The sequence below is a fragment of the Microcoleus sp. ARI1-B5 genome (assembly GCF_036705795.1).
GTDB lineage: Bacteria > Cyanobacteriota > Cyanobacteriia > Cyanobacteriales > Microcoleaceae > Microcoleus.
Genome location: NZ_JAUBVK010000005.1, coordinates 275914 through 296167, shown reverse-complemented (window position 1 = coordinate 296167; position 20254 = coordinate 275914). Strand labels below are relative to the sequence as shown.

Here is a 20254-nt window from a genome sequence, read left to right as displayed (position 1 = left end):
TAATTGAGATTTATCTGCTTCGATCGGGGTTCGTCTGCGGTTTTTTTTAGGAAAGATTGCTGACAATCAATTTATCAGCGCTGTGCTTTTGCAACAACTTGATTTCCGATCGCTGTTGGCTGTTCGGAGGATTTTTCAGGATTAGCCTGCAATGACACGTACAGCCGATTTAAGGCGCTGATGTATGCTTCTGCGGATGCTACAATAATGTCGGTATTTGCTGAATGACCGGAAAATACTTTGCCTTCGTGGCGCAAGCGAATTGTTACTTCGCCGATCGCATCTATGCCCGCTGTCACCGATTGTACAGAAAACTCGATCAACTCGTTCGGTACATTTACCACGCGGTTGATTGCCCTGTAAATCGCATCTACGGGGCCAGTGCCGATCGCAGCATCGGTCAATTCTTCCCCCGCCGGATTCCGCACAGTGACAGTTGCTGTCGGGCGAGATTTATCGCCGCAGGAAACTTGCACCAATTCTAACCGGAAAAGTTCCGGTGCTTGGTGGACTTCGTTGTTGGCGATCGCCTCTAAATCCCAATCAGTAATCTCTTTTTTCTTGTCGGCTAAATCTTTGAACTTAACAAAAGCCTTATTTAGCTCATCGTCGGCCATTTGAAAACCCAACTCTTTCAAGCGAGTGTGGAAAGCGTGGCGCCCCGACAATTTACCCAGCACGATTTGATTTTCTGTTAAGCCGATCGACTCAGCGTCCATAATCTCGTATGTCCGCTTATTTTTGAGCACTCCGTCTTGGTGAATTCCCGACTCGTGAGCGAAAGCATTTGCTCCCACAATCGCCTTATTTGGCTGTACCAACATCCCCGTTAAATTGGAAACCAAGCGCGAAGTTTTGTAAATTTGGCGCGAGTCAATATTTGTCAGCGGTTCCTCAGAATCCGCAGCCCTGCCCAAGAACGGATTATAATATTGGCGCCGCACGTAAAGCGCCATTACCAACTCTTCCAGAGCTGCATTTCCCGCCCGTTCGCCAATCCCGTTAATCGTGCATTCTAACTGTCTGGCGCCATTTTTCACAGCTTCCAAAAAGTTAGCAACAGCCAATCCTAAGTCATTGTGACCGTGAACCGAAATAATTGCGCGATCGATATTCGGCACATTTTCCTTAATTCCCCGAATCAAAGCCCCAAACTCGCTCGGAGTCGTGTAGCCTACAGTATCGGGAATATTAACAGTAGTTGCACCAGCGGCGATCGCCCGTTCCAGAACCTGATACAAAAACTCCGGTTCCGAACGACAAGCATCTTCCGGCGAAAACTCCACATCCTCGACAAAAGACTTAGCGTAAGCCACCATTTCCGGCACAATTTCCAGAACCTCAGCCCGCGTCTTTTTCAGCTTATGCTCCAAGTGAATATCAGACGTAGCCAGAAACGTATGAATTCGCGCATTGGCTGCTGGTTTCAGAGCCTCTGCCGCTGTTTTAATATCCTGCTTTCTCGCCCGTGCTAAACCGCAAATTGTCGGGCCATCTTCCGTGCCAACCGATCGGGCTATTTTTTGGACAGCCTCAAAATCTCCCGTGCTGGTGAAAGGGAAACCCGCTTCAATCACGTCTACACCCAATCTCGCTAACTGGCGGGCAATAGTTAGCTTTTCATCCACATTCAGAGATGCGCCCGGAGATTGTTCTCCGTCCCGCAAAGTCGTATCGAAAATAATAATCCGGTCTTGACTTGGTTTAGTTTTCATAGCTCTAAAAAAGTGTTTTCCTGATTTTTACTTGTCCGTTTTTCTGGGCAATTAGTGCCAGTCACCAGTCTTGTGTTTCGCGCCCCTAACGAATAATTAATAATCAATAACCCATAACGCCTGACTGCTGACGGCCCGACGGCCCGACGGCCAAACTGATGACCAATGACTAATGATTAATGAAATCGGACTGCTTCCCTGTCAAGCGGTCAACTGTCAACTGTCAACTGACTAATAATCCATTTTCTCGATATGTTCCCGAATTTCATTTAGGTCGATATACCTATCTGTAGCATTTCGTAACTCTCTAGCAATCATTCCTTCGGTGGATACCACAGTAATATGAGTATTTTTCGATCGCAGCAGCTCGATCGCCCGCTCAAAATCCCCATCCCCGCTAAACAGCACAACTTGGTCGTACTGATCCACCGTATTAAACATATCAACCACAATCTCGATGTCTAAATTAGCTTTTTGAGAATATCGGCCCGAAGCATCGTCGTAATATTCCTTAAGAATCTTCGTGCGAACCGTGTAACCCAGACTGATCAAAGCATCTCGAAATCCCCTTTGATCTTGGGGGTCTTTGAGACCCGTATACCAGAAAGCATTGATCAAGATGACATTCGGCTGCGAAGTTTTGAAATATTCGAGCACCCTGCGAGGATCAAAAAACCAACCGTTCTTTTGTTGAGCGTAGAACATATTGTTCCCGTCCACAAAAATAGAAAGGCGGTTCATTAAGTTTGTCATAGAACTTAGACCTAATAATTGTAGAAAGAAGTTAATCTAAATATCACATTTTAGCAATATGGAGCTAACTGAGGCAATAGATTAAACTTCAGAAAACTCCATGCCCCCAGTATTTCATATTTTCGCCTCTACCGCCAGAGGGCTCTTTTAGGGCTGCTTGGATTCGATGACCCGCCCGATCGAACCCGACGGCCAGTAACTCAATGCTTTGGCTACCGCGTCAAGGTTAATGGGGCTTGAAACTACCGCGCCAACCGCCCTAGGGCCAAGCAGGCATACAGCGCATTGCAGTATCTTTTGCTCCCCTGATTTCATAGCAGAGATCCTGGACTCAAGCCTTTTTGCTTTCCAGAGCCCAGCGAGCTAGCTCTGTCCGGTTGTGCAGACCTGTTTTGCCCAGCATATTGCTGACGTGGCTCTCTATAGTCCGCTGGCTGACATTCATCACGTCTGCGATCTGGCGGTTTGCCATACCCTGCGCTAGCAACTGTACCACCTTTAACTCAGTGGGAGTCAATTCGACATTGCGGCGCGCCTTAATTTTGGGGCCGCTCTCAATACCTGGATTGGAGTGGCGAATCAAGCGGGATGCTGCTTTCAGAGAAGATTCTACTTGGGCTACCAGTTCTTCCGGTTCAAAAGGCTTGACTATATAAACGTCAGCCCCCGTGCTCAAGCCTTTTACTCGATCGGAACTTTGACCTTTTGCGGACAAGAAAAGAACCGGAATCCAGCTCGTGCGGGGGTCTTCTCTGATGTGTTTGACTAAAGTGTACCCGTCCATTTCCGGCATCATCACATCGCAGATGATCAAGTCGGGGACTTCTTCTTCGAGTTTTTCTAGAGCGTGTCTGCCGTTTTCTGCTGTGATGACGTTGTAACCCCGAAACTCCAAGTAATCCTTGACTAGCAAGATCAAGTTCGGGTCGTCGTCAACCAGCATCAGCCGTTTTTGCTCTCCTGAATTATTGTCCTTCATGTTTGTTCCCGCTAGAGTATCCCGCTCGATTCCTTGTTTTCACTTTTGTTTTTTCCCTCAGTCCCCTGCCACCCAGGCTGGGGGTGGAGGACGGCGGTGGGGTGAAGGGATGGCGGTGAGGGGAAAGCGGGGCGGGTATTACCGCTTCCCAACCAGTGATCGACGCCCGTTTGTGAATGTCTTGCGACCTGGAACGGAGCCAAAACCTGTAATGGACGATCGCCCGTCGTCACGATCTGCTTTGATTGATGGGAGACTCCCGCTAGAGATCCCAAGTTAAATATTTAATCTCGATGGTTCAATTGCAGGTTGATGCCCCGGTTTTAAATGATACTTCTGATATAGAGAAATTTAAGCAGACTCCCTACTTACGTATTTAACTATTTCTAGTGTAGTTTGGCAAACTGCCTGATGTCCGCTACTGAGAAACTTTTGGGCAAACTGTCGCCCGAGCGCGATCGAACTGCTTCGATACACCTCCTAAAAACCACAGCGACAAGCAGGACTACCAGAGACACACCGGAAACTACAGTTGTTCGATCCACAGGTGCGATCGCGCGATCGGCCCTCACCCTCTCAACTTCACAACCTTAAACCTAACACCTTACTTATCGCGCTGTACCTTTTCACAGCGCTACAGTTAAATGTCTGGCGGGGCCTTCGCCTGCTGCGGCAAAGGATGAGTTAAAAAAGCGTATTCTTCAACCACCTTTGAGTTGAGCAGATGTTCTTGAATAATTCTCTCGATGACGGGGGGCTTACATTCGCGGTACCACACTCCGTCTGGATACACTACCATAATCGGGCCAGACGCGCACACTCGCAGGCAGTTAGCTTTAGTCCGAAAACTGCAGCTCGGCCGATCGGCAGTTGGCTTGTCCAACCCCAATTCTTGCAAGCGTTTTTTTAAGTAATTCCAAGCCACCAGACTGCTTTCTCGATCGCAGCACTTGGGCACGGTTTGGTCGGCACAGATAAAAATATGTCGGTCGATCCGATCGATTCCCAGGCTTTGGACGCAAGCGCTCAAGCCTTGGCTGCAAGATTCATCGTTGTTATTTTCAGACATCTTATTCATTCGTCAACAGTAATTGTTTGGCGATCGCTCGTCATCACAACTCCCCCACTCCCCCACTCCCCACTCCCCCACTCCCCACTCCCCCACTCCCCCACTCATCATCGGTTCGGGAACCCGTACAGACAGATAAGTTGCGATCGCCCCTGAAGAAAGCTAAATTAGCACTCAGGAGTCGAGAGTGCTAATATGTCAGTTGTCAGCAGTCGGCTGTTGCTTTCAGAGCGACCGCGGACGGCCCAATGACTAAGAACTGTAATCTGGAGATTTATTTATGGCAGCAGTATCACTGAGTGTTTCTACCGTTAAACCGTTAGGCGAGCGCGTGTTCGTGAAAGTAAGCGCTAGCGAAGAAAAAACCGCCGGCGGCATCCTTCTACCCGACACAGCTAAGGAAAAGCCCCAAGTAGGCGAAGTCGCGGCAGTGGGCCCCGGCAAGCGCAATGACGACGGCACTCGCATTGAAATGGAAGTCAAAGTCGGCGACAAAGTTCTCTACTCGAAGTACGCCGGCACCGACATCAAACTCGGCACCGACGAATACGTCTTGCTTGCCGAAAAAGACATTCTGGCGATCGTTAACTAATTAATCATTAGTCATCAGTCCGGCCGTCATCAGTCATCAGTCATTAGTTTAAAGCGAACGCCGCCAAACAACTAATGACACGGGACAAATGACTAACATCCCTCCCCAATCCTCTCATCTCAAACCCTCTCATCCCCAAAAACTATGGCTAAGCGCATCATCTATAACGAAAATGCACGTCGCGCCCTCGAACGCGGTATGGACATTCTGGCCGAAGCAGTGGCCGTTACCCTCGGCCCCAAAGGTCGTAACGTAGTTCTCGAAAAGAAATTCGGAGCTCCTCAAATCGTCAATGACGGCGTAACCATCGCCAAAGAAATCGAACTAGAAGACCACGTAGAAAATACAGGCGTTGCCTTGATCCGTCAAGCCGCCTCCAAAACCAACGACGCAGCAGGCGACGGTACCACAACAGCTACCGTTTTGGCTCACGCAATGGTCAAAGAAGGCCTGCGGAACGTCGCAGCCGGCGCCAACGCGATCGCCCTCAAGCGCGGTGTTGACAAAGCAACCACGTTTTTGGTAGAAAAAATTGCCGAACACGCCAAACAAGTAGAAGATTCCAAAGCCATCGCCCAAGTCGGCTCCATCTCTGCCGGTAACGACGATGAAGTCGGCCAAATGATTGCTAACGCAATGGACAAGGTGGGCAAAGAAGGCGTAATTTCCCTGGAAGAAGGGAAGTCTATGACCACCGAATTGGAAATCACCGAAGGGATGCGCTTTGACAAAGGCTACATTTCTCCCTACTTCGTCACCGACACCGAACGGATGGAAGCGATTCTAGAAGAACCTTTCATCTTGCTGACAGACAAGAAAATTGCTCTGGTACAGGATTTGGTACCCGTACTCGAACAAGTAGCCCGTTCCGGCCGCCCGCTGCTGATCCTCGCAGAAGACATTGAGAAAGAAGCTTTAGCTACTCTCGTTGTCAACAAGCTGCGCGGTGTGTTGAACGTGACTGCTGTGAAAGCACCTGGTTTTGGCGATCGGCGCAAAGCCATGTTAGAAGATATCGCCGTATTGACCGGCGGTCAACTGATCACCGAAGACGCCGGTTTGAAACTGGAAAACACCAAGCTCGACATGATCGGCAAAGCCCGCCGCATCACCATCACCAAAGACAGCACCACAATTGTTGCCGAAGGTAACGAAGCCGCCGTCAAGTCCCGCTGCGAACAAATTCGCCGTCAAATGGACGAAACCGAATCTTCCTACGACAAAGAAAAGCTGCAAGAACGTTTGGCCAAATTGGCTGGCGGCGTCGCAGTCATCAAAGTCGGCGCAGCTACCGAAACCGAAATGAAGGATCGCAAACTGCGTCTTGAAGATGCGATCAACGCCACCAAAGCTGCTGTCGAAGAAGGCATTGTCCCCGGCGGCGGTACAACTTTGGCTCACCTGACTCCTCAATTGGAAGAGTGGGCCAATAGCAGTCTGACTGGCGAAGAATTGACCGGTGCTTTGATTGTGGCACGGGCTCTGGCTGCTCCCCTGAAGCGGATTGCTGAAAACGCTGGTTTGAATGGCGCTGTGATTGCTGAGCGCGTCAAAGAAAAGCCGTTCAACGTCGGTTTCAACGCAGCGACAAATGAGTTTGTCGATATGTTTGAAGCTGGTATCGTTGACCCTGCGAAGGTAACTCGTTCTGCTCTGCAAAATGCCGCATCTATTGCGGGCATGGTGCTGACAACCGAGTGCATCGTTGTTGACAAGCCTGAACCCAAAGACGGCGCTCCTGCTGGCGCTGGCGGCGGCATGGGCGGCGGCGACTTCGATTATTAATCATCTGTAGACTAGGTGAGGGTGCAAGCCCCTACCTAATCATCTCTAAAGTAGGTGGGGGCTTGCGCCCTCACCTAATTTAATTGATTTTGTGAGTTGATTAAGAAATCAAGTTATCATTAGTAGTGTACTCTCTACTATAGTGAGAGGCGCTATGAAAGCAGAAGTTCTTAAAAGGCTATTTAAAGCGATCGCCAGTTCCGATACAGAGGCGATCGACAAATTGACGTATCTAGTTATCGAGGAAGAACGCAAAAAGGGACACACGCTGCTAGCAGACCAATTAGAGAATATTACCAAGAAGAGCCAGAAAGAGAAATCAACCTCTAAAAGCTCATCTACTTCGGCAGTACCAGAAAGCCTACAAGCCCTAAGTGAGCTGCCAACCAGTAAGCGATTTAATCTTCCTTTAGTTACTGTCATACCAAGAGAAAAACTGCGGCATCACATGGTACTGCCTGAAGTGATTGAGAAACGTTTCCAGCGAATTGAGCGCGAGTATGCAGCAAGAGACAGGCTCGCTCATCACGGACTCCGCTACAGGCAAAAAATTCTTTTGTATGGTCTCCCCGGCTGTGGAAAAACACTGGGAGCAGAGCGTTTAGCTTGGAATACAGGTTTACCACTTCTTAAGGTTCGATTTGATGCAATGGTATCATCTTTTTTAGGAGAAACTGCGAGCAACTTGAGAGTTGTTTTTGAGGATGCGTCAAAAAATCCCTGCTTGTTGTTTCTTGATGAATGCGACTCAATTGCTAAGTCAAGAGAAGATTATCAGGAAGTAGGAGAAATGAAGCGCGTCGTCAATACATTTCTGCAAATTTTGGATGAATATGAACCCACATCGGGTATTCTTGTAGCAGCTACTAACCTGAATAAATCTCTTGATACAGCACTTTGGAGGCGCTTTGATGATTTGATTGAAGTACCCAAGCCGGGAGAAAAAGAGTTAGAATTTATCTTAAAGGAAACACTATCTGCCATTGAAGTAGGCTCGATCGACTGGCCTGCCATCGTTGACCTGATGAGAGATTTTTCTGCTGCTCAAGCCGTGAGGGCTGCACAAGATGCTGCTAAACGCGCAATTCTTGAGCGAGAGGAGCTAGTCATTCACGAACATTTGGAAGAAGCGATTAAAGAAATCAAGGTAACATAAACTTAAATTTTGGTGTGGGTAGAACTAAATGGTTGAACGTTCTGATAGATTTCCACATATTCAACTGAGGCTTGCAAGATCAGGAGTTGCTGCAACTCCAATGGGAGGAGGAAAACCAAATCCAATAACATCAGCAAATGCTAGCAATCGGCAAGGACATGGAAGTAGATTAAAGACTTCGTTAGACTCGTTAATTTTAAATTGGCAACAGAATCAAGAAAAAAGAGAGGAAGAGGAAAAGCCACCACGGCCGGAAAAAGCTATACCTATCATTTTACAGATTGACCCTATTGCATTCGATTTAGAGGATCTCAGAAAATATGGCATTGAGGTAATCGCTGAATTAGAAAATGGATATATTATTGGTTCTTCTGCCGATGATACAGACTTTAGCGAACTACAAAAAAAAATAGAAAATTTTATTAAGGCTGAGCGAGGTGGTGGTAAAGTTCCAGGAATATGGGAGATTATAGATGGAATTAAGCGACCTGACTATATACTCTCACAAAAATTACTTAATGAATGGGAGCAAATCAGAGATCAACAAATATATATTGTAGATGTAGGAGTTGCCTGTGTAGGCACTAAGTCACAATTACCTGTTTACCCAGAACGCAACAAAGATGAAAGTGACAAAAAATATGCTAAACGAATAAGTAATTGGATAAATAAACGCGATATCACCTACCAAGATTGGGACGAATTAAAATCGAGAAGAGAAGAGGAATTGACAGATTTTGTAAACTTTCATCAGGGAGAAATTTTAAATATAGTCGATGGGATAATTCCTCGTTTTGCTGAGTTGTCAGATAGTTTTTCTTGTCGTATTCAAATTTCCGGAAAAGGATTAAAAGATTTAGTTGTAAATTTTTCCTATATTTTCGACGTTAGCGAAGCAGATGAATTTTTTGAAATCATTCAGGCGTCATGTCTAGATAATGTTGAAACTCTTCCTTTTGAATTAGAACCACCGGAATCAAATGCTCCCAAGGTGTGCGTTATAGATAGTGGCATTCAAGAAAGACATTCTCTTCTAAAGGTAGCAATTGATTCACAAAACTCAAGGTCTTGGGTTCCTGGAGAAACCAATAAAACTTCTGACTATGTTAGCAACGGTGGACATGGAACGAGAGTAGCTGGTGCAGTTATTTACCCCATAACAATACCTCGTACTGGCAAGACAAAAGCTGTTTGCTGGATTCAAAATGCCAGAGTTCTTGATGCTAACTGTCAACTACCTACGCAGCTATTTCCACCCAGTTTACTAGGTGATATTGTGGAATTTTATTACAATAAAACAAAAACAAGAATTTTTAACCATTCTATCACTGGACCTGTTCCATGTCGCACCCAATATATGAGCGCTTGGGCGGCAGGAATTGATAATTTGACATGGGAAAATGATATCCTGTTGATTGTGGCAACAGGCAATTTACCCTTAAATGGCAGAATAGGACCTACAAGATTATCTGTCCAAGAGCATCTTGCTGCAAATCGGCTGTGTCCCGATTATCTTTTAGAAGATTATTGTAGAATTGCTAACCCTGCACAAAGTTTTCAAGCCTTAACTGTTGGCTCAATTTCTCTCGCTTCTTATCATACACTATCCTCTTCTTCCATATCACAGAAGGATAAACCCTCAGCTTTTTCATGCTCTGGATTAGGAATTTGGGAAACTATTAAGCCCGAAGTAGTTGAATATGGTGGAGATTTCGTAAAAGATGAAGGTACACCACCTAATCTTACTCATCCTAAAGAAGTTTGTCCTGAATTAGTGCGATCGACTTTGAAGGGTGGGCCAGCCGTTGCTGCTGACAAAGTTGGAACATCATTTGCTGCACCAAAAGTAAGTCATATTGCTGCGTGTATTGCTGCTGAGTTACCTGATGAGAGTTGCCTTTTGCATCGTGCGCTGATAGTGCAATCGGCCAGATGGCCAGAGTGGACAATGGCAGATAATGTGAATAAACGGCACGTCATTCGTCAAATTGGTTATGGCATTCCAAATCTCGATCGTGCTTTAGGTAATTCTCCCAATCGTATCACTTTGATTACAAGGGGAAACCGTCATATCAAAGCCAGACAAGCTCATGTTTATCAAGTAAAATTGCCCGAAGAATTGCGGACTCAGGGAGAAGAACATGAGATTTTGGTAGAAGTGACTCTCTCTTACAAAGCACAACCGCGTCGAACTCGTAGAAATCGCAGAAAATATCTTTCAACTTGGCTCGATTGGGATTGTAGCAAAAAGGAAGAAGAACCCGAAAAATTTTTGGCTAGGATTTTAAAAGAGTATGATGCTACAGAGAATTCTGAAAAAGGAGAGACCGTTTTTCAGTGGACTATTGGTAAAAGAGCCAAAAACTATGGAAAAATTGATGGTGTCTCTAGAAGCGCGGGAACTGTTCAAAAGGATTGGACTGTTGTCAAGTCATTTGAACTCACAGAAGCATTCTGCATTGCAGTAGTTGGGCATGAAGGTTGGAACAATGATCCTGACGCTGAAGCACCCTATTCTCTTGTTATTAGCTTTGAAGCAATAGCATCGAATATTCCTATTTACACTACATTTGTTGAGGCTCAAGTTGAACTAGAAGTAAAGCAGGAGGTAGAAATTGGGTAGTGCTGCTTTCTTCAATGATGCAATTGATACAAGCCTTTCTCCATAAGGATTGAGCGTGCGAAAAGCAGGCGCTTATGCACCACTACCCATACTGAGTTGATGACAACGAAATCTGCTTGCGTAAAAACAGCCGGCGCGGCTGGCCTAACAGCCAATAAGTCCAATGCCAATCCACCTGTTGCAAGCGGTAGCCGGCTTGATAGTACAATTGTCGCGCCCCATGATTATTTTCCAAAACGTGGAGGTAAATCTCCGAAAATCCCCATTCTCGGGCTGTATCCTCGCAGTTGCTGAGCAATTGTTGAGCAACTCCCTGCCGCCGGTACTCCGGGTGAACTGCTAAATTTGACAAATAAGGATAGTCAGAATTCGGGATTTGCCAAGGGAATCGAGAACGCAGAGCCATTTCTATTGTTCCTGCTATGGAATGAGTTCCGGGCCGATAATTCTCCGTTCCCGGAGCGCGCGAGACTAACTCAGCAACCAGACAAATGTAATGTTCTGCTTTAGAACGCAGTCGATTTTTTAAATCTTCGTAAATGCCCAAACGCAACACCGGATACACCCATTCTACAAACCCCTCGCGGGAGTGAAAGCTCATGGCCAAAATATCGGCTAGCTGCGTCAAGTCGTTCGACACAGCCACCCGGATCGAAAAGCCAGAAAGTCCGGGAGTTTGTTGTTTGTGAGACGGTGAGGAAAAAAAGGAAGGATTCACAATTCCAGGCCACTATATTAATTTTTCTACGCTGGTTTCTGAGCTGCCCATCTTAGAAACTTAACTTCTGGTGATAACGTAATACCAGTTTAAAAAAAGAATGCAGCTTTAGACAAGCTCCCAACCACGATATTCATCAGTCATTCCTCATCTAAAATCTCAAATTTAAAATTTCCAATGGTATAACTTATCGGCATAGTTTATGAACTCGATTAAATCTCATTGTTTTTGTGCTTGACTTTAATTACGATCTGATGTAAGTTGGAAATCTTCAGCATTTTAGACTAAATTTATTGCGAATGAAAACCCATCCCCTAATACTAGATTTGTGGGTAGCGGGAAAGTTATTAAAAACAATCAAAAAGGTTTTAACGTCTGGTTCCCGACAACCTACCGCTCTCTGCTTGCGGAAATACCCGATCGAATATAATTTATCTGTCCAGCGGTAATTGAAAAACTCAACTATCTGCCAGACTAATACCGGGCGCGATCGCGCGTCGGATGTTGACCACCTGCCCCTGATCCCGACAACCCAGCTTTCAGCAGTGCTGGCCAATCAGCAAGCCCGTCCCCTCGCGAACCGGCCTTACCTGTTGCGCCGGGGGCTAGATATTGTCCTGCGATCTTGTGCCCAGATACTGTGCTGCGCGCGATCGAGACCTTCAAAACTTCGATCGAGCTAATTGGCGGGTTTCCACAAAGTACATCCCTAGCTAAGATTAACAGATGGATGCTCGAGGTTGCGGTGTTTCGCCGCAGTAATTGGCTTCAAGAAGGTCTGCAGGAGGCACAAAAAAATGCCGCTCTCGGCCCAAAAAGTGCAAGTCTAACTAAAATGGTACAACAATTGCGTCACTCGCACATCTTAGCCTGTGTTGTCTGCCAGCCACCCCCGAATATCAGTCAGGGGCTCGCGGCGCCGGAGAGGAAAGCCGCATCTGCAGGCGAAGATGTTAAAGTTGCTGTCCCCTGGGCGGGAAAAACACAGGCGAAGATGTTGGTTGTCTATTGTATCGTGCTGCGGGCATTTTTGGTCTCCCAAATAAAATAGGGATAGGAGCGAGAATAGCACATAAAGAAAGGCCAATCAAATCACAACAATCAGGACCGTTATTCTTATGTATTATGAGATATCCAGACAGCAGTTAAAAGTAGCGGATTCGTGTTGCCTCTCCGGCCTGCTGGTGAGGGGTCAAGGACACTTCCCGCAAGACGAGTTTATGTGAATATCATTAAATAATAAAATTGGGGTGCACGACAGACAACTGTGGCGAGCGAAGAATTCGGAATTGAAAACCCAAACATAAAAAATCAAGGTTGATGGTTGCCGGGAGCCCACTCACAACAACTTCAGATTCACGAATTATTGTGATGCGAGTTTCAAAAAATGCCACAGCAGGCAAACTCCAAACCCTTATGTCATCAGTCATCCCCATGGCAAATCGCAAATCGCAAATCGCAAATCGCAAACGGTATGACTTGTGCAATTGAAACCCGCGAATTCTTCCTTTCATCAGACTTATTAAATAGAACTGCCCCGGGGCACAGGAGAACGGTGCATGAATTCCCAATCAAATCCTAAGCTCAAAATTCTGGTTGTCGATGACGAACCGGATAACCTCGACTTGCTTTACCGCACCTTCCACCGAGACTATAAAGTGCTCAGAGCCGAATCTGGCCCTGCCGCCCTGGAAATTTTGGCAAAAGAGGGAGAAGTTGCCGTGATTATCTCCGACCAGCGAATGCCAAAAATGAGCGGTACGGAGTTTCTCAGCCTGACGGCGGCTCAATACCCGGACGTGATCCGCATTATTTTAACTGGCTATACGGATGTTGAAGATTTAGTTGAAGCTATTAACGCTGGCAAAGTATTCAAATACGTTACCAAGCCTTGGGATGCTGAAGACCTCAAAACTCTTGTCAGTCAAGCTGTTGATACTCACAATCTCCTGAAAGCGCGCACTAATGAACTGCGCAGGGCTCTCTCGCAAGAATCGCTGCTTTATGCCGTTACCAATACTATTCGATCGGCTCCCAATTACCAGCAAATGCTGCAAAGAATTGTGGAAACCGTCGGGCAGATGTTTGAGGTGAGTTGCTGTCTGCTGCGGCCGTTTCAAGACGGCCGGGTGGCCGATGAGTGGTTCGTTTACCAGAAGGCGGAAACTAAAGGGTTGCGGGGCGATACAGAAGCCAGACTCCATGCTTCTAGCGCCGGACTTTCCCCGGATTTGCTGCCGGATTTGGTTTGGGAAACTCTGGATGTAGAGGTGATTCAAGATGCTCAAACAGACGAGAGAGTTTTAAACTGGGACAATCAGCAGCGACAGCAGTCTTACCAAGCTGCAAATATTCGATCGAGCTTAATCGTACCGCTGTTTTACAAAATGGAACTGATGGCCGTCTTGGCGCTGCACCAGTTCGATCGACCGCGCCAGTGGCAAGACCACGAGGTACAGTTGGTAATTACGGTGGCCGACCAAGCGGCTTTAGCGCTTTCTCAAGCGAGGGCTTACGAACAGGTGCGGGCCCTGGCAAAGCGCGAGGCCTTAGTCAATACTATTACTACGGCAATTCGATCGAGCCTCGACCCCCAAAATATTTTTGCAGCCATTACTCAACAACTCGGCCAAGCTTTGCAAGTTGACGGCTGCGCCCTATCTCTGTGGACAGAAGATGATGAATACGTCCAGTGCGTGGGACTCTACGACACAAATAGGGATACTGTGGCTGTAAAACAGGGTTTTAACAACAATCCAGAGGTAGTTGCGAACCCTCCAGGCCCTGAGACTGCTGCTGCGAACGCTCGCGGCTGGGTTTTTGCCCATCCTTCCCTGCCGCAGTCTTTGGTGCCGATCCGCGGCAATCCGGTGCTGCTGCAAGTTATGGTATCAAAAGAGCCGGTGGCGATTGAAGACCTCCACGAACGCCCCGATTTAAATGTTACAGAACTGCAAGTTCGATCGCCAGCCCGGGCTCTGTTAGTCGTTCCCTTAATCTCCGAAGGCAAAATCATCGGCAGCATTTCCCTGCGCCAAAATCGCAGCACCCGGCGCTGGAACCTCTCAGACATTGACCTGGCTCAAATAGTGGCAACTCAAGCGGCTCTGGCCGTGCAGCAGTCGCGCCTCTACCAGACTACCAGACAGCAGGCAGAAAGGCTCCTGGAAGCCGATCGGCTCAAAACCGAATTTTTCCAAAATATCTCCCACGAATTCCGCACACCTCTAACACTAACTATCGGCCCTCTGGAATCAGCTTGCGGCCGCAAAGAAGACTTACCCTACGAACAAGCCATCATCGCCTTGCGCAATTCCCGCCGCCTCCTGCGCTTGGTAAATCAACTGCTGGACTTGCAGCGGCTCGATGCTGGACGGATGCAGCCGAGTTTTCGCCCCTGCGATTTAGTCGGTTTCTGTTACTCTACCGCAGAGTCATTCCGCGCCTACTGCGAGAAAAAAGGACTGCAATTAATCACCCAACTGCAAGAATGTCCTTTACTTTATTTGGATATTGAAAGATTTGACAAAGTTATTTACAACCTGCTATCAAATGCTGTCAAATTCACCCCAGAAGGCGGAACGATCACCCTAACAGTTGAACCGGCAGGCGCTCACTGCTTGTTGCAAGTAAAAGACACCGGCATCGGCATTCGCACCGAACAAATTCCCTATTTGTTCGAGCGCTTTCACCAAGCCGAAGGTTCGGCCAGCCGTTCCTACGAAGGCAGCGGTTTAGGTTTGGCACTTGTCAAAGAATTAGTCGAACTCCACGGCGGTCAAATTTCCGTCGATTCAGTTTACGGCGAAGGTACTACTTTTACCGTTTGGCTGCACTTCGGTTCGACTCATTTGCCCCCGGAACGGGTACTAGAAATACCTGCGGAGTTTCACTCATCCAAAGCAGCGGTGGAACTGGCAGATGTGGAGGCGGATTTGTCGGAAGATGAGGCAGAAAATCATAACTTTGAGGCTCTCGAACCGATAAATTCAGAAACAGCAGTAGGCACAGTTTTGGTGGTTGACGACAATCCAGATTTGCGGTTTTATGTATCGGAAATTCTGCGGAATTCCGGCTTTGCAGTATTGCTCGCCCGCAACGGACAAGAAGGATTTGCCGTGGCCAAAAACCGCCGCCCGGATTTAATTCTCACGGATTTGATGATGCCTTTAATCTCTGGTTTGGATTTGATTCGGATGATTCGGGAGGATGAAGAATTGCGGGGAACTCCGGCAATTTTGCTAACTGCTAAAGCTGACGCAGATACTCGGATTGAAGGAGTAGAACGGGGTGCTGATGCTTATTTATCGAAGCCTTTTAACGATCGCGAATTGTTGGCGGAAGTGCGGAATTTGATCGCCCTAAAACAAAACGAGCGGCGAGTGCAGCAGTTGAACAGTTATTTAACTGAGTCGGTGCTGCGCCGATTTTTACCGCCCTCGATGGTGAAGGCCGCAGCCGCTGGAGATTTGGCCCTGGATTTGCGCCCGGAACCGCGATTGATTACTATTTTGTTTAGCGATATTGTCGGTTTTACTCAAATGGCAAATACGCTGCGATCGCGCCGGGTAGCTGAGCTGTTGAATGAATATTTGGCGGCAATGACTAAAGCTATTTTTGACAGCGGCGGTACCGTGGACAAGTTTGTGGGAGATGCGGTAATGGCTCTCTTTGGCGCGCCGGAGGAATTAACTCCTAACGAGCAAGTCCGCCGCGCTATAGCTGCTGCTGGCCAAATGCTGCGAGCTCTCAAGGAGCTTAACCAGCGCTGGTTGGAGCAGGGAATTGTTGGGGAAAATGGGGTTCCTGCGGTGCGGTTTCGCTGCGGTATTCACCAGGGTACTGCGGTGGTGGGGATGTTTGGCGGCCCGGACCGATCGGATTATACTGCGATCGGGCCGAGCGTGAATATTGCCGCCCGCTTGCAAGAGGTGGCGGAACCAAATTCTGTGCTGATTTCGGCTGCGGTTGCAGATTATGTTGAGGAGGATCGAATTGTTAAATATAAGTCGCTGCAACTGAAGGGAATTGATGAAACAGTGTTGACTTTTATGCTGAATTGTGATTAGATTCCTATGGTTTTGACTTGGTTGGGTGTGTTGGGTGATTGTGGGAAAAAACAGTCATGGCGATCGCAACTTGTAGAATCATCGCACTGTTTGGTATTTGGTGTCAGGGGATCTCGCTTTTTATTGACTACTTGATACGATTACTCTAGAGGGGCACAGGCGGCGGTGACGAATGTGTATTATTGCGACGGTATCGCCCTCCACCACAAACAGAATCCGATAGGTTCTTGCTTTACCAGAAATAATTGGTTGAAAGCCTCTCCGTTTTAGGGAGAAATTAAAAGCAGACGATTCATTACTTCAATCCTCTTCCTTCCAGGTAGAGGTTGCTGTCACAGGTCAACTGTCACAGGTCAACTGTCAACTGAATGAACAACCCACAGTTGTCGAATCTCTCGACCAATGATGGCAGCTTCGGGTGCAACTGAACAACGGTAAGGAAACTGTTGCAGGGAGGCGATCGCGTCTTGGAGGTCGTAATACCAATTGTTTGCTGCATCAGTGCCCAGATAATCGCACATCCAACGGTAGGCGGTTTCAATTTCTGCAAAGGCGGGTGGTTGAATTAGGACTTGATAAGTCATAGACGGGGGGGATGTTGAACTCCTGCTGTAGCGCTTTCATGGCTGTCTCGGCTGGGATTCCTTCACCTCGATCGAAGCTTTCGAGTCCTTTGCGGATACCGATAATGGTTTCGAGGTAGTCGATTCGCTCCAACAGTTGTTCGTAGGTATTGAGTTGGCGGTGTGGAGTAGATTTGAGCGATCGCACCAAGCTAAGAATATCGGCGAGGTGTTCGTCAGGGGTGCTATCGATTTCTTGGATCAGGAGTTCTTTGATGGTCATCGCGGCATCTGGTGGAGGATTGATACTTTGATTGTAACGAGTGTCGATCGCTATGAGTAGGGAATTGGCGATCGCAATTTGTAGAATCATCGCAGTGTTTGGTATTTGGTGTCAGGGGCGATTCACCCCGAGGGATAACTTCGCTTCACGCTCTTTTTTCGGTGGGGCGAATCCGGTCGAGATAGCTACGCCGCGCGTACATTTCAACCGAGGGCTTTGCAAGTGCACTTGAACCAGAGTGCGATCGAGAATAACGGTGAAATTGAGCGACGGCGCGAAATCTCAAAACGCAGACGAGAAGACTTGATACCGTCCGCGACTATGAGTTATTCGCACGAACAGCAAATACAGAATGGGAATTGTTTTGAGATATACTTTTATCTATGCGTAGGAGGTAAACTTTCCACTTTGAGTTTAGAGCCGAGTAGTTTAGATGATATCCGTCAAGAGATAGCTAAAATTGCTAGCCTTTATGGAGTTTTTCAATGTGTTGAATGTAGTCAGGCAATCAAAGAGTTCTTGACAATCAGAAAGGTGCACGGTAAGCAGATTAAGCTCGATTTAGGCAGGCAAGACCTACCTTGGTCAGTGATTTATGATTTACGACGAGGGCAGCAAATTGCTACTAATGGCTACCACATCGGGATATCAATTACAGTTGACGAAGAGGAAATTGTTTTTGATAATATAGATCGTAGTGGCGTAAATCGGCCGGAATGGCTACAAAATTTAACATCTCCTACTCTGGAACTGGGTATGGGAAGTTTTAAGATTATAGAAGAGGAATTTTGAGCGGCAAAGCTGACAAACTTTTGAAAAATATTGAGGTGGATAATGCACGATTTATATACGCTGATTGAGAAAATCAAGAAAGCTCCTTCAATGTACTTGGGAAGACACTCAATTATTTGCCTTCAGGCTTTTTTATCGGGTTACAGCGTTGCTAAACATGAGTTGGGAGAACAGCCAACAAAACAAGACAGCGATTTTATGTCGTTTCCTGAATGGATACGAAAAAGATTCAACGTGCAGACTAGCCAATCTTGGGCTAACATCATTCTTTTTTATTCTGAAGACGAAAGTAAAGCACTCGATCAATTTTTTGAACTGTTAGATGAATTTATCGATCGGAATTCTTCTGCTGACATTTTAGGTGAGGGCGAATTGGATGTAGAGCAAACAGTGCAAGTTGTCAGAAGTTGACAGAAAGTGCGATCGACCTTTTTTTGGTGGGGCGATCGCATTGAAAAGACTGTGCAACCTCTCTTCATCTCTCTATTGGGTAAACCTCAAAAGCTAACTCGTGACGAAAAAAACAGACGTTAAACTCCGCAAAAAAGTTGAGGTGTCCGAGGATTACGGGTGCGTCTGTCGATCTACTCCAGGCAAATGCAAGTAAGATCGGCGAAAATTGAGCAACTGTACCTGAAACCACCAATCCCCTGGCCTCGCTGCTAGCCAAATTCCCGCTCAACTCAATAGGAACTGTTTGCTGTTCCCATGTTACCCCGGCGTTGTAGACCAATCTCATAGGGCAGGACATTGACACTCGCGCCCGTATCCAATAATGCCATCACTTCTACAGAGTTGCGGCCGTTGGAGAGTGTGATGGGCAAATATGGCAGAATGCTCGATCGACCGAGGCTATCAATTCGTTCGCGTTTATGAAAACCTTTGACCATTAAGCATTGACTGATTCCTGGGCGGCAACTAGAAGTTCTGATAATGCTTTAACTCCTTCACTATCTGCCTGTGGAGACCATACAACTGCGCTGGTTGATGCTAGTTGATTCAGGAGTATATTTTTTGAATGATTCTCTTCTGTAGGTTCTAGGCTGCATCCTTCTTCCTTGGCAACTGCAAGTAGGAGAAAGTGAATGAGTCGCAGTTTATCAAGATGAGATAGTTGGCTAACGGTGGGTAAAAGTTCGCCCAGAGGCATATCGTTTGTTTAAGATTATACATATCTAGTTTAGCCTCCTTGCCTCGCGTTCTCAGGATAATCGCCCTTTTGTTTGCTGGGGCGATCGCCTGCGGGATAGCTAGGCTGCACGCAGGCGAGTAGAATCATGGCAATATTTGGTATTTTTCAGAAGTGCGATCGCTCGCTTCTGCCTTTCTCTACACCTATATTGCTTGTCAGGATCGGGATCTTGGTAGAGGTATGTCGCTCTCAGGTAAGCTAGAATTGCTCAGAATAATATCGTCTACCTGTCTAAAAAGCTTCCAATCAATTACTGCAACCCTCATACTTTCCTCTTGGGAATATTGCACCGCGCCATCTACTTCTAATTCTTCGCTATAGATGGTGAGCAATTTACCATTTTGCAACTTAATATTTTGGATTCTCAAATCTTCGATCGTCCCAACGCAATTGGGACGAAGGCGACCTTGTTCATCTGCATTGTGGAAGTCGGCAAAAATTCTCGGATGACTCATAATTATATTCTCATATAGTCTCTGGCACATTTCGCTAACGTAAACGGAACTTGTTGACTACCGCTATCCTAAAAAATCAGCCGATGTTTAAGCCCTAAGTCGTCTTCAGTTGTTCTAACTTTTGTCGGATCGAGATATCAACTTCCTCAACCTCAGCAATTGATTTCGGGATGTCAAAAGTTTTGGTCGAGGCTTCAGAAGTAAAGCGGTCAACAAAGGCATGAAACGCTGTTTGATCGGGGTGAGCAATGACATAAGCTCTTAGCTCAATTTTAGTCATGCTATTAAAGTCAGGCTTCATCACAAAAACCTCCACAGACCGCGATAGATTTCTATTTCTATGTTATCTCCCGCCAATATAAACACATTCCCTGTTCGCTCGTCCAGGCGGACAACGAAAATAGGTGTGAATGTATTGGTCAAGGATTGACATAGTATGACACATCTGATGCCTTGTTCGGCAGTTGGCAAGTCCATTCCTCATAACCATATAGCTCTGTCTCAGAGTAG

The 20254-nt window shown here is 46.8% G+C and carries 21 protein-coding genes; 9 read left to right on the top strand and 12 right to left on the bottom strand.

Going from position 1 to position 20254, the window contains the following annotated elements; all coding sequences use genetic code 11:
* Positions 1-74: 74 nt before the first annotated feature.
* The 3 genes from QUB63_RS10975 to QUB63_RS10965 form a co-directional block, all read right to left on the bottom strand.
* The gene (locus tag QUB63_RS10975) at positions 75-1715 is read right to left on the bottom strand and encodes a 2-isopropylmalate synthase (RefSeq protein ID WP_332945096.1); all 1641 of its coding nucleotides are present in this window, start codon (positions 1713-1715) and stop codon (positions 75-77) included.
* Positions 1716-1946: 231 nt separating this feature from the next.
* Positions 1947-2468 (bottom strand): LabA-like NYN domain-containing protein, encoded by a 522-nt coding sequence (locus tag QUB63_RS10970; protein ID WP_006633075.1) that lies wholly within the window; start codon positions 2466-2468, stop codon positions 1947-1949.
* 331 nt (positions 2469-2799) lie between these two features.
* The gene (locus QUB63_RS10965) at positions 2800-3447 is read right to left on the bottom strand and encodes a response regulator transcription factor (protein WP_332945093.1); all 648 of its coding nucleotides are present in this window, start codon (positions 3445-3447) and stop codon (positions 2800-2802) included.
* 411 nt (positions 3448-3858) lie between these two features.
* On the opposite strand from QUB63_RS10965, the gene QUB63_RS10960 reads away from it, so the two are divergent.
* The gene (locus tag QUB63_RS10960) at positions 3859-4041 is read left to right on the top strand and encodes a hypothetical protein (RefSeq protein ID WP_332945092.1); all 183 of its coding nucleotides are present in this window, start codon (positions 3859-3861) and stop codon (positions 4039-4041) included.
* A 46-nt stretch (positions 4042-4087) separates the two neighbouring features.
* On the opposite strand, the gene QUB63_RS10955 is transcribed toward QUB63_RS10960, so the two are convergent.
* Positions 4088-4516, bottom strand: a complete 429-nt coding sequence (locus QUB63_RS10955) for a (2Fe-2S) ferredoxin domain-containing protein (RefSeq protein WP_332945090.1) — start codon at positions 4514-4516, stop codon at positions 4088-4090.
* Positions 4517-4796: 280 nt separating this feature from the next.
* On the opposite strand from QUB63_RS10955, the gene groES reads away from it, so the two are divergent.
* From groES to QUB63_RS10935, 4 genes are all read left to right on the top strand, one after another.
* Complete coding sequence (gene groES, locus QUB63_RS10950; protein WP_332945088.1) at positions 4797-5108, top strand: co-chaperone GroES; 312 nt, start codon at positions 4797-4799, stop codon at positions 5106-5108.
* Positions 5109-5252: 144 nt separating this feature from the next.
* Positions 5253-6893: a chaperonin GroEL gene (groL, locus tag QUB63_RS10945; RefSeq protein WP_332945087.1), complete on the top strand. Its 1641-nt coding sequence runs from the start codon at positions 5253-5255 to the stop codon at positions 6891-6893.
* A gap of 154 nt (positions 6894-7047) precedes the next feature.
* Positions 7048-8049: an ATP-binding protein gene (locus QUB63_RS10940; protein WP_332945085.1), complete on the top strand. Its 1002-nt coding sequence runs from the start codon at positions 7048-7050 to the stop codon at positions 8047-8049.
* Positions 8050-8077: 28 nt separating this feature from the next.
* A complete protein-coding gene (locus QUB63_RS10935) occupies positions 8078-10672 on the top strand; it encodes a S8 family peptidase (protein WP_332945084.1) in 2595 nt (864 codons plus the stop codon).
* Between the two features lie 82 nt (positions 10673-10754).
* Here QUB63_RS10935 and QUB63_RS10930 read toward each other — a convergent pair whose 3' ends face one another.
* On the bottom strand, positions 10755-11390 hold the full coding sequence (locus tag QUB63_RS10930; protein WP_332945083.1) for a GNAT family N-acetyltransferase: 636 nt from the start codon (positions 11388-11390) through the stop codon (positions 10755-10757).
* Positions 11391-12030: 640 nt separating this feature from the next.
* Here QUB63_RS10930 and QUB63_RS10925 point away from each other — a divergent pair.
* Positions 12031-12441: a hypothetical protein gene (locus tag QUB63_RS10925; RefSeq protein WP_332945082.1), complete on the top strand. Its 411-nt coding sequence runs from the start codon at positions 12031-12033 to the stop codon at positions 12439-12441.
* A gap of 508 nt (positions 12442-12949) precedes the next feature.
* Complete coding sequence (locus QUB63_RS10920) at positions 12950-16459, top strand: response regulator (RefSeq protein ID WP_332945081.1); 3510 nt, start codon at positions 12950-12952, stop codon at positions 16457-16459.
* 353 nt (positions 16460-16812) lie between these two features.
* Here the strand turns inward: QUB63_RS10920 and QUB63_RS10915 are convergent, their stop codons facing one another.
* Complete coding sequence (locus QUB63_RS10915; RefSeq protein WP_332945080.1) at positions 16813-17043, bottom strand: type II toxin-antitoxin system RelE/ParE family toxin; 231 nt, start codon at positions 17041-17043, stop codon at positions 16813-16815.
* On the bottom strand, positions 16997-17395 hold the full coding sequence (locus QUB63_RS10910) for a hypothetical protein (protein ID WP_332945079.1): 399 nt from the start codon (positions 17393-17395) through the stop codon (positions 16997-16999). Before QUB63_RS10910 ends, QUB63_RS10915 begins: the two co-directional genes overlap by 47 nt.
* A gap of 132 nt (positions 17396-17527) precedes the next feature.
* Between QUB63_RS10910 and QUB63_RS10905 the strand changes: the two genes are divergently transcribed.
* Positions 17528-18097 (top strand): papain fold toxin domain-containing protein, encoded by a 570-nt coding sequence (locus QUB63_RS10905; RefSeq protein WP_332945078.1) that lies wholly within the window; start codon positions 17528-17530, stop codon positions 18095-18097.
* Positions 18098-18139: 42 nt separating this feature from the next.
* Positions 18140-18508 (top strand): hypothetical protein, encoded by a 369-nt coding sequence (locus QUB63_RS10900; RefSeq protein WP_332945077.1) that lies wholly within the window; start codon positions 18140-18142, stop codon positions 18506-18508.
* Positions 18509-18780: 272 nt separating this feature from the next.
* Here QUB63_RS10900 and QUB63_RS10895 read toward each other — a convergent pair whose 3' ends face one another.
* The 5 genes from QUB63_RS10895 to QUB63_RS35015 all read right to left on the bottom strand — a co-directional run bounded on the left by QUB63_RS10895 (position 18781) and on the right by QUB63_RS35015 (position 20221).
* A complete protein-coding gene (locus QUB63_RS10895; protein WP_332945076.1) occupies positions 18781-18987 on the bottom strand; it encodes a hypothetical protein in 207 nt (68 codons plus the stop codon).
* Positions 18987-19247: a hypothetical protein gene (locus tag QUB63_RS10890; protein ID WP_332945075.1), complete on the bottom strand. Its 261-nt coding sequence runs from the start codon at positions 19245-19247 to the stop codon at positions 18987-18989. The genes QUB63_RS10895 and QUB63_RS10890 overlap by 1 nt, the downstream gene beginning before the upstream one ends.
* Before the next feature lie 197 nt (positions 19248-19444).
* Positions 19445-19744: a hypothetical protein gene (locus QUB63_RS10885; protein ID WP_332945073.1), complete on the bottom strand. Its 300-nt coding sequence runs from the start codon at positions 19742-19744 to the stop codon at positions 19445-19447.
* A gap of 94 nt (positions 19745-19838) precedes the next feature.
* Positions 19839-20045 carry a DUF6887 family protein gene (locus QUB63_RS10880; protein ID WP_332945072.1) on the bottom strand — a complete coding sequence of 69 codons (207 nt, stop codon included), beginning with the start codon at positions 20043-20045 and terminating at the stop codon, positions 19839-19841.
* Positions 20045-20221, bottom strand: a complete 177-nt coding sequence (locus tag QUB63_RS35015) for a DUF6888 family protein (protein WP_442921834.1) — start codon at positions 20219-20221, stop codon at positions 20045-20047. The genes QUB63_RS10880 and QUB63_RS35015 overlap by 1 nt, the downstream gene beginning before the upstream one ends.
* Positions 20222-20254 lie beyond the last annotated feature (33 nt).